Below are 9,573 nucleotides of genomic sequence, written 5' to 3'. Positions count from 1 at the left end.
GAGCAGGCCGAGCCCGACCCAGGTCAGGGCGCCGACCACCAGCGAGGAGACCGCCTGGCCGACCATCCAGCCGCGCAGGCCCCTGCCGCTGTCATCGATCGCCTGCGCGGCCGTCGGTTCGGCGCTGGCGGGGATCAGCAGCAGCAGGCCGCGGCGATAGGTCGCCGGGTCGCTGGCGAGAAAGATCGCGCCGACAAAGACCAGGACAAAATCGGCGATGCCGCTGCCCGCGGCGAGGGCGAAGCCGCCGGCTCGGGACAGCAGCTGGGAGATGTCGTTGCTGCCGCTCTCGATCAGTTCGCGCGCTCTTGCGCCCATGCCATATTGGTCGAGAAATTTTTCGATGCTTTCCATCGAGCGCGGGACGGTGGCGCGGATGGTGTCGAACTCATTGGCAATTTGCGAGCCGAACAGCACAAAGGCCCCGCCGAACAGGGCGAATATACCGGTCACCGACAGGGTCAGGGCGATCGACCGGTGCATGCCGGTCTTGCGGCACAGCCAGCTAGCGATGGCATCGAACACCGCCGCGATCACGATCGCCGCGAATACTAGCAGGAAAAAGCGCGCCAGTTCGACCGCGAGCCAGGCAAGGCCGCCAATCGCCAGGATGATCAGCGTGGCGGTGGCCATCTCGCGGGCGCTGCCTTTTGCCGAAAGCAGTGCGCCCGGTTTTGAATTGTTGGTTTTTTCCGCCTTGGCTGGCTGGTGCGGTTTGTCTGGCATAAGTCATATTAGCGCGCGCGCAGGGCAGCGCAAGCCTTTGGGAGGCGAGCGGCCGGTGCCCGATACCGCGAGCCGGTTTGCGCACCCACTCTAAAACAGTAAAGTCTACAATTGCTATTGATTTGCAATAGCGTGAAGCCTAACAGACTTTGCGAACGATTCGCAAAAAGGAGGCCTCATGTCCAACAAGATTTTTTTACGCCTGAAGATTATCCTGCTCGGAGGGAGCCTCTTGCCGGTTCCGCTGCTGGCCCAGGAAAGCGGGGTTGGTGGCAGTGCCGAAACGGAAGAGCAGACCACGGTCGATAGCGACGGCAATGTGATCGTCGTCACCGGACGCGCGCAGAAACTGTACCGGGTCGAAGAGACAAGCTCCGGCAAGCTGGCCACCCGGCCGCTAGAATCCAGTCTGGTGATCACCACGATCACCGAACAATTGATCGAGGACCAGGGCGCGCGCGACGCGCAGGACCTTTATCGCAATATCTCGGGCGTCAGCGTTTTCAGCTATGCCGGCGTAACCTCGCGCGGCTTTCGGCAGGAAGAAATCTTTTACGACGGGCTGCGCGGCGACCCTTATGCGGGCTTTTCGGTGCCGCAGCTGTTCAATATTGAGAAACTGGAGTTTCTGAAGGGCCCCGCCGGTATGCTCTACGGGCCCGGCTCACCGGGCGGCATTTTCAACTATATTACCAAGAAAGCGGAAACCGACAGGTTCGAGGGCAATGTCCAGGCGATCGCCGGAACCGAGGACCGCTGGGGCGGTTCGGCCGAAATCAACGCGCCGCTCGGCAACGGATTTGCCGCCCGTGGCGGAATGTTCTACGAGGATCGCGGTACCTTTCGCAACAATGCCGCCTCGCGCACGCTGATCGTCGACGGCGGCCTCTCGTTCGATCCCGGCCCGGTGCGGATCGATATCCAGGCCACCCGTTATGACCAGGAGCTCGATGCCAACCGCCTGCGCGGCGTGCCGGTGGATGATGATGGCGAGTTTCTGACCGACCGCCGCTGGAACCACAACGAACCAGGCGACTTTCTCAATCTGGAATCCGACGTGCTGCAGATGCAGCTCAAGGCCGAACCGTTTGCCGGGCTGACGCTGGATGCCACCGCTCGCTACAACAAGGCGGTCGAGGTGCAGAATTACCACGAACCGCGCGGCCTGTTCGATTCCGATGGCGATGGCGAGATTGACGCCTCGATCCGCGAGTTCCGCGATCAGGTGCGCGAACAGGAAACCTGGTCGTTTGGCGCAAATGCGGCATGGGCCACTAATATATCCGGCAATATCAGCAATCGCCTGCTCGCCGGGTTCGACCATTTCATTTCGGACCAATATTTCCAGGGCCGATCGCTGCGTGGCAACACCAGCGTCACTCCGGGCCTGCCCAGCCCGCTCAGCCTGTTCGACCCGGTCTACGGCCAGTCCGATCCGGCGACCTACAACCAGGGTCCGTTCAGGGTCACGCTAACCGACGGGCGGCGGACCGGTTTCTACCTGCTCGACGAGTTGACCATCGGTCGGCTGATCCTGACCGGCGGCGTGCGACGGGACAGTTTTCGCGACGATGCCAATGGCACGGTTTTCGAGGATGACCAGACGACCTACCGGCTGGGCATGGTTTACCGGCTCACCGATGAAATATCCGCTTTCGGCCAATATGCCACCAGCTTCGAACCCCAGAGCGCAAGCTCGCAGAACCCGCTGGCGGGCGGACCGTTCGCCCCGACCTCGGGCGACATCATCGAAGGCGGTATCAAGACGGCGCTGATGGACGGGCGCATCCAGTCTTCGCTCTCGGCCTATCAGATCCGCCGCACCAATATCCTGCAGACCGATCCGCGCGGCGATGTCGGCAATGATGGTGTCGACGATCTGATCTCGCTTGGCGAGATCACCAGCAAGGGCATTGAAATTGACATTGCAGCAGACGTGACGCCGGACTGGGTGGTCACCGTCGCCTATGGCTATAATGATACGCGCATCAGCGAGGACAATGGCGGGGGCGGCTTTTCCAACGCGGTGGGCGACCGCTTTGCCAATGCTCCGCAGCACCAGCTTGGTTTCTGGACCCGCTACCAATTTCCGGAGTTGGGCCTCGCCGCGGCGCTGGGCGGCGACTATGTTTCCAGCCGGGTCAGCATCAGCGGCCAGCCGGTCGATCCGTACATGGTGTTTGACGCCTCGCTGATCTACGAGTCCGGGCCGATCCGGGCGATGGTTCGCGTCGACAATCTGTTCGACAAGACCTACGCGGCGTCGGGCTTCATCGACCGTACCGGCCATTTCCCGGGTGAGCCGCGATCGCTGTTCGTCGAGGTCGGCTACAGCTTCTGATGGACATGGCGCGGGACAGCAGCGGCGCGGTGGCCGCGCGTGCGAGACCCGCGCCTAAGGCCGCGCGAACCTGGTGGAAGGTGCATCAATGGGTCGGGCTCAAGCTCAGCCTGTTCCTGACATTCATCCTGTTTACCGGGACGCTGGCGGTGGTGAGCGCCGAAATCGACTGGCTGTTGCAACCGAGCCTGCGGGTTTCCCCAGCGACGGTGGCAGGGCCAGTGGCCTGGGCAGCGATTGCCGACAATGCGGCGCGCTATCCCGGCGTGGCCAAGGCCAATGCAATCGACGCCCCCAACGCATCGGCGTTCGCGGCCAAGGTGACGATCGAGCATGAAGACGGTTCGCTCGGCTTGCTCCACGCGCACCCGACCACGGGTGAAATCCAGGGCGAGGGACCTTGGGTCGGCGCCCAGCGCGTGCTGCGCAACATGCACCGGCACCTCAACCTGCCGGTGAAATTCGGCGTGCCGATCGTCTCGTCTCTCGCCTTCCTGCTGCTGGCAAGCCTGGTTTCCTCGTTCATAGTGTACAAGAAATGGTGGCGCGGCTTCGCCAAACCGCTGCGCAAGCGCGATGCGCGAACCTGGTGGGGCGATTTCCACCGTCTGGCCGGAGTCTGGTGCCTGTGGTTTGTCGCCCTGATCGCTTTGTCGAGCCTGTGGTATTTCATCGAGAGCCTGGGCGGCGATGCGCCGCCGCAGCCGCGCGTGCAGGAGGAGGAATTGTCACCGCAGAGCCGGCTTCCCACCAGTCTGGCACGTGCGTTCGATGCGGCGATTGCGGCCCGTCCGGCGATGCGCATCCAGCGGGTGATCCTGCCGAGTCCGGACGATCCGCTGCTGCAGATCCACGGCGACCATGAGGCGGTGCTGGTACGCCCCCGGTCCAACGCCGTGTGGGTCGATGCGCGCACGGCGGAGGTGCTTCTGGTCACCGACGGTCGCGATCTCAATGTGCATCAGCGTATCGCCGAAATGGCCGACCCGCTGCATTTCGGATATTTCGGCGGCTACTGGACCAAATTGCCGTGGTTCCTGTTCGGTCTGGCGATGACTGGCCTGGCCGTATCGGGCGCGGCGATCTATTCCCTGAGAATTGCTCGCGACGGGGCCGCATCATTGCGGGTGCGCACAGCCTTTTCCGGCATGTGGCAAGGCATGGGACGCTGGCGCTGGCTGGCGCTGCTATTGATTGCGACCGCACTTGCATTATTGCCATCGCTGTTCATCCAGACGAGCAGCTGACCGCAGCCTTTCGGGCTGTGGCCTCTTCACCCTGCCCCTGCCGCCGCTATAGTCCTTGACCTGTCGCCCCCTGCTTAGCTAGTCAGTTAAATTGCACGGATGGCTGACCATCCGGCAGTTTTGGGAGACGGGTGATGCGCAGGCTGGTAATGATGTTGATGCCCTTGATGCTGGTGGCTTGCGAGAGCCAGAACAGCGAGCCGACGGCAGCGCCCGCGGCCGTGGTCAGCACGGACTGGGACCATATCGGCTTTGACGCCAAGGAGCAGCGGCACAGCCCGCTTGACCTGATCAACACCGAAAATGTCGGCGAGCTTGGCATTGCCTGGTTCAAGGACCTGCCCGATGCGCGGGGTCAGGAAGCAACGCCGATCGTGGTCGACGGCAAGCTCTATATCTCTACCGCCTGGTCCAAGGTCTTTGCCTATGATGCGAAGACCGGCGAGGAACTGTGGTCCTATGATCCCGGCGTGGCCGGCGAAAAGGCGGTCGACGCCTGTTGCGACGTGGTCAATCGCGGTGTCGCGATCAATCGCGGCAAGCTGTATTTCGGCACCATCGACGGGCGGCTGATCGCGCTGGACGCGATTACCGGTGCGCGCTTGTGGGAAACCCAGACCACCGACAACAGCAAGCCCTATACGATCACCGGCGCGCCGCGGGTGGTCAAGAATATGGTGATCATCGGCAATGGTGGCGCGGAATTCGGCGTGCGCGGCTATGTGTCCGCCTATGACACCCGCAGCGGCTCGCTGAAATGGCGTTTCTACACCGTGCCCAATGCAGAAGGCAAGGCGGACGGCGCGGCGAGCGACGAGATTTTTGAAAAAGCGGCCGCGGCGACCTGGGGCGATGGCGAATGGCGGGAATCCGGCGGCGGCGGTACCGTCTGGGACAGCATCGTCTATGACGAGGAACTGGACCAGCTGTACTTTGGCGTCGGCAACGGCAATCCCTGGAATCACGGCCTGCGCTCGGGCGGGGTCGGCGACAATCTGTTCCTGTCCTCGATCGTCGCGGTCAATCCCGATACCGGCAAATATCTCTGGCATTATCAGGAAACACCGGCCGAGACCTGGGACTATACCGCGACCCAGCCGATCATCCAGGCCGAAATGGCGATCGACGGCAAGATGCGCAAAGTGCTCTATCACGCGCCGAAAAACGGGTTTTTCTTTGTCATCGACCGGCTCGACGGCACGCTGATCAGCGCCGAGCCGTTTGTCGAGGGGATCAACTGGGCCACCGGCTATGATCTGGAAACCGGGCGGCCGATCGAGAATCCCGATGCCCGCTTCTACAAGACCGGCGAGCCGTTCATCGCCATTCCCGGTGCGCTGGGTGCGCATAACTGGCATCCGATGAGCTATAATCCGAAGACCGGACTGGTCTATATCCCGGCCCAGCAGATCCCGCAGGGCTATGAAGTGCCGGTCAGCGACATCGACAAGGCGCGTGAACGGCTGGGCTTCAATGTCGGAATCGGCTGGGCCATTGGCCAGCTGCCCGACGACAAGGAGGTCTACAAGGCTGCGGTCGCCGCGACCACCGGCCAGCTGGTCGCGTTCAATCCGAAAACCGGCAAGGTCGAATGGAGCGTCGACTATCCGGCGGCGTGGAATGGCGGCACGATGACGACCGCCGGCAATCTGGTGTTCCAGGGCACCAGCACCGGCTTTTTCAAGGCCTATTCGGCGGACAAGGGCGCGGAATTGCTGAGCCTGCCGATGCAGTCGGGGATCGTCAGCGCGCCTTCCACCTATATGATCGACGGTGAACAATATGTCGCCTTCCTGACCAGCAAGGGCGGGGCCTTTCCGCTGGTCGCCGGCGTGGCCGGCGGGGTTACCCGCCAGGTGCCGAATATTCCGCGGCTGGTGGTGCTGAAACTGGGCGGCAAGGCGAAATTGCCGGCCCTGCCCGAACAGAGCGATGTGGTCTGGGATCCCCCGCAACAGACCGGCACGCCGGAACAAGTTGCTGCCGGCAAGGGACTATATGGCCGCAATTGTCTGGTCTGTCATGGCGACAGCGCGGTTGGCAATGGCTTCACCCCGGATTTGCGAGTCAGCGGTGTGCTCGGCGACAAGCAAGCCTGGGCATCGGTGGTCACCGGCGGGACGCTGAAGCAGCATGGCATGGTCGGCTTCGGATCGCAGCTGAGCGCCGCACAGGTGGAGAATATCCGCCATTATGTGGTCGAGCGGTCGCACTGGACCAAGGAGCATCTGCCGGACATGACGGCACCGACGGCGCGGTGAGGATCGGGCATAATCTGCCCAAATGTTCATCATCTCCCCGGGCAAATGCCTGTTTTTTAGGCGGCATTGTCAGCCGGGCGATTAGCTATTAGCAATATAGTCGAGCATTCCGGTGATTCTGTTCGCGAATCGATTCTGGCATGGTAATTGAATAGTATCGGGCAATTGTGCCCGGCTGAGGCAGCTTCCCTTTGCGCAAGAGGAACGGCCGAGGAAGAGGTACACAGGGACGTTAAAAATGAAAAAGATCGAAGCGATAATCAAACCTTTCAAGCTGGATGAAGTCAAGGAAGCGCTGCACGAAGTCGGCGTGTCCGGGATCACGGTGACCGAGGCGAAAGGTTTCGGCCGGCAGAAGGGGCATACCGAACTGTATCGCGGCGCCGAATATGTCGTCGATTTCCTGCCCAAGGTGAAGCTGGAAGTGGTGGTCGAGGACAGCCTGGCCGACCGCACGGTGGAAGCGATCTCGGCGGCGGCGCAGACCGGCCGCATCGGTGACGGCAAGATTTTCGTGATCCCGGTCGAATCGGCGCTGCGGATCCGTACCGGAGAGCGCGACAACGACGCCATCTGACCTTTCTTTCCATTCGCAACCAACCCAAATCAACCAGAACCAAGGGACCAAAATATGGGCAATTCAGCATCCGATATTATCAAGATGATCAAGGAAAACGAGATCGAGTGGGTCGATGTGCGCTTCACCGATCCCCGCGGCAAGTGGCAGCATCTGTCGATGTGCGCCGGCGTGATCGATGAGGATGTGCTGGAAGAAGGCTTCATGTTTGACGGCAGCTCGATCGAGGGCTGGAAGGCAATCAACGAATCCGACATGATCCTGCGTCCCGATCTCGACGCCGTCTATATGGACCCGTTCTCCGCCACCCCGATGATGATCCTGGTCTGCAATATCGTCGAACCGGGTGACGGATCGCTGTACAGCCGCGATCCGCGCTCCACCGCGGTCCGGGCCGAGGCCTATCTGAAGTCGACCGGCATCGGCGACACCATCTATGTCGGACCGGAACCGGAATTTTTCATGTTCGACGATGTGAAATTTGAAAACGGCTATGACCGCTCGGGTTTCCGGATCGACGATATCGAGCTGCCGACCAACACCGGCCGCGACTATGATGTCGGCAACATGGGCCATCGCCCCCGCGCCAAGGGCGGCTATTTCCCGGTGGCTCCGGTCGACAGCTGCATGGACATTCGCGGCGAAATGGTCGCGACGATGCTGGAAATGGGCCTGCCGATGGACAAGCATCATCACGAAGTCGCCTCTGCCCAGCATGAGCTGGGGATCACCTTCGGCACGCTGACCGAGACCGCCGATCGCGTGCAGGTCTATAAATATGTCGTGCAACAGGTGGCCCATGCCTATGGCAAGACCGCGACCTTCATGCCGAAGCCGATCAAGGACGACAATGGCAGCGGCATGCACACCCATATGTCGATCTGGAAGGACGGCAAGCCGCTGTTCGCCGGCAATGAATATGCAGGTCTGTCGGAAATGTGCCTCCATTATATCGGCGGCGTGGTCAAACATGCCAAGGCGATCAACGCTTTCTCCAACCCGACGACCAACAGCTACAAGCGTCTGGTTCCAGGCTTTGAAGCGCCGGTGCTGCTCGCTTATTCGAGCCGCAACCGTTCGGCTTCCTGCCGCATTCCTTATGGTGCCGGCGACAAGGCCAAGCGCGTCGAATTCCGCTTCCCCGATCCGTTGGCCAACCCCTATCTGTCCTCCGCCGCGCTGCTGATGGCGGGCATCGACGGGATCGAGAACAAGATCCATCCCGGCGAGGCGATGGACAAGAATCTCTATGACCTGCCACCGGCAGAACTGGCCGAAGTGCCGACGGTTTGCGGTTCGCTGCGCGAAGCGCTGGAAGCGCTGGAAGCCGATCACGAGTTCCTGCTCAAGGGCGATGTGTTTTCGAAAGACCAGATCGACGCCTATGCCGAACTGAAATGGGAAGAGGTCAGCCGTTGGGAAACCACGCCAAGCCCGGTCGAATATGACATGTATTATTCGAGCTGATCCTTGCGATCAGACGACAAAGACAAGGCCCGGGGCAAGCGATTGCTCCGGGCTTTTTGCTGTGATTGGCCATGAGGGTCCCGGACGGCGGCAGATAGCCCCTTCCGGAACTAGCTGTCCTTATTTTCGGCAGCAAAAGCCAGGCGATCAAGCCAGGCCCGCGCCTGTTTGGGTTCGCCGACGGCCTGTGGCCCGACCGGGCCGCGCGAGGCGATAAATTGCTGTTGGAGTTCGAACGGCGGCATGGCGAGTAGTTCCCTCGCCTTGTCTATCGTCTGACCCAATTCCTGCAGATGGTCGATCGTGGGCGCCAGGGCAGAGCGTGTCCTGCGGTCCCCATTATGGTCAAACAGGCCCGATTTGCCCGAAGCCGCCACTTTCAACGCGTCGATGAGCGCAGCCGTATATTCCGCTTCAAGTTCTGAACGACGGGCGTCCAGGCGGTCAAGTCGATCAGCTTTGGCCATGGCCGAGCATTACACATCGCTATTGTTATGGCAATCAGGACCGCAGCGCCAATGTCCGACCAGCCTCTTCCTCCACCGCACCAGAATCTCCGCGCAGCCATTGCCATCGCTGACATTCCGATATTTAGACTCTAAAGAATCCGCAGCCTAGTCCGTAAGGTTCCAAGCTGTTTCACCCTCGAGTACGGACCTTTTCTGTGTCGAAAAGGCTTGGCCGATATGTGGCAGCTGCATATGTTCCTGCTGTGACGGCCAAAGCACTGATCAGAACCGCATGCCCAAGCAAGCTAATGGCCATGAACGTGTAGCTTCCGATAGCCAGAGAGAACGAAATTGCCCACATCCAGCCGAGTAGATGCAAGACCATGTGACGCACCTGAAAATCCCGAATATGACGCAGCGGGCTGACCTCGTGATCGAAAATAAAAGCCCAAGTGGCGCGAGATAATTTTTTCATTTTGAAATCCTTGCTGTCAAATATTTGCAA

At 60.8% G+C, this 9,573-nt stretch carries 8 protein-coding genes; 5 read left to right on the top strand and 3 right to left on the bottom strand.

What is annotated here, in order from left to right; all coding sequences use genetic code 11:
- A partial coding sequence (locus ACEW8J_RS01840) for an AI-2E family transporter (RefSeq protein WP_373489924.1) occupies positions 1 to 726 on the bottom strand: 726 nt, incomplete at its 3' end.
- 178 nt (positions 727 to 904) lie between these two features.
- On the opposite strand from ACEW8J_RS01840, the gene ACEW8J_RS01835 reads away from it, so the two are divergent.
- The 5 genes from ACEW8J_RS01835 to glnA all read left to right on the top strand — a co-directional run bounded on the left by ACEW8J_RS01835 (position 905) and on the right by glnA (position 8,619).
- On the top strand, positions 905 to 3,067 hold the full coding sequence (locus tag ACEW8J_RS01835) for a TonB-dependent siderophore receptor (protein ID WP_373489923.1): 2,163 nt from the start codon (positions 905 to 907) through the stop codon (positions 3,065 to 3,067).
- Positions 3,067 to 4,314: a PepSY-associated TM helix domain-containing protein gene (locus ACEW8J_RS01830; RefSeq protein WP_373489922.1), complete on the top strand. Its 1,248-nt coding sequence runs from the start codon at positions 3,067 to 3,069 to the stop codon at positions 4,312 to 4,314. The genes ACEW8J_RS01835 and ACEW8J_RS01830 overlap by 1 nt, the downstream gene beginning before the upstream one ends.
- Positions 4,315 to 4,448: 134 nt before the next feature.
- Positions 4,449 to 6,575, top strand: coding sequence for a PQQ-dependent dehydrogenase, methanol/ethanol family (locus ACEW8J_RS01825; protein WP_373489921.1), 2,127 nt, complete (start codon positions 4,449 to 4,451; stop codon positions 6,573 to 6,575).
- Positions 6,576 to 6,813: 238 nt separating this feature from the next.
- Positions 6,814 to 7,152, top strand: coding sequence for a P-II family nitrogen regulator (locus ACEW8J_RS01820; RefSeq protein WP_323799900.1), 339 nt, complete (start codon positions 6,814 to 6,816; stop codon positions 7,150 to 7,152).
- 54 nt (positions 7,153 to 7,206) lie between these two features.
- Positions 7,207 to 8,619, top strand: a complete 1,413-nt coding sequence (gene glnA / locus ACEW8J_RS01815) for a type I glutamate--ammonia ligase (RefSeq protein ID WP_373489920.1) — start codon at positions 7,207 to 7,209, stop codon at positions 8,617 to 8,619.
- Between the two features lie 110 nt (positions 8,620 to 8,729).
- Here glnA and ACEW8J_RS01810 read toward each other — a convergent pair whose 3' ends face one another.
- Together ACEW8J_RS01810 and ACEW8J_RS01805 are read right to left on the bottom strand one after the other, a co-directional pair.
- Positions 8,730 to 9,086: a hypothetical protein gene (locus ACEW8J_RS01810; protein ID WP_373489919.1), complete on the bottom strand. Its 357-nt coding sequence runs from the start codon at positions 9,084 to 9,086 to the stop codon at positions 8,730 to 8,732.
- Between the two features lie 172 nt (positions 9,087 to 9,258).
- Positions 9,259 to 9,573: hypothetical protein (locus ACEW8J_RS01805; RefSeq protein WP_373489918.1), on the bottom strand; the 315-nt coding region annotated here is incomplete at its 5' end.

The sequence above is a fragment of the Parasphingorhabdus sp. genome (assembly GCF_041748495.1).
GTDB lineage: Bacteria > Pseudomonadota > Alphaproteobacteria > Sphingomonadales > Sphingomonadaceae > Parasphingorhabdus.
The sequence above is the reverse complement of the archived record's forward strand: the minus strand, read 5'-3'. Positions and strand labels throughout refer to the sequence as shown.

Excerpts from the sequence above, each read along its gene's own strand:
- ACEW8J_RS01810 (WP_373489919.1), bottom strand. The coding sequence starts at position 9,086 with ATGGCCAAAGCTGATCGACTTGACCGCCTGGACGCCCGTCGTTCAGAA.
- ACEW8J_RS01835 (WP_373489923.1), top strand. The coding sequence starts at position 905 with ATGTCCAACAAGATTTTTTTACGCCTGAAGATTATCCTGCTCGGAGGG.
- ACEW8J_RS01820 (WP_323799900.1), top strand. The coding sequence starts at position 6,814 with ATGAAAAAGATCGAAGCGATAATCAAACCTTTCAAGCTGGATGAAGTC.
- glnA (WP_373489920.1), top strand. The coding sequence starts at position 7,207 with ATGGGCAATTCAGCATCCGATATTATCAAGATGATCAAGGAAAACGAG.
- ACEW8J_RS01825 (WP_373489921.1), top strand. The coding sequence starts at position 4,449 with ATGCGCAGGCTGGTAATGATGTTGATGCCCTTGATGCTGGTGGCTTGC.
- ACEW8J_RS01830 (WP_373489922.1), top strand. The coding sequence starts at position 3,067 with ATGGACATGGCGCGGGACAGCAGCGGCGCGGTGGCCGCGCGTGCGAGA.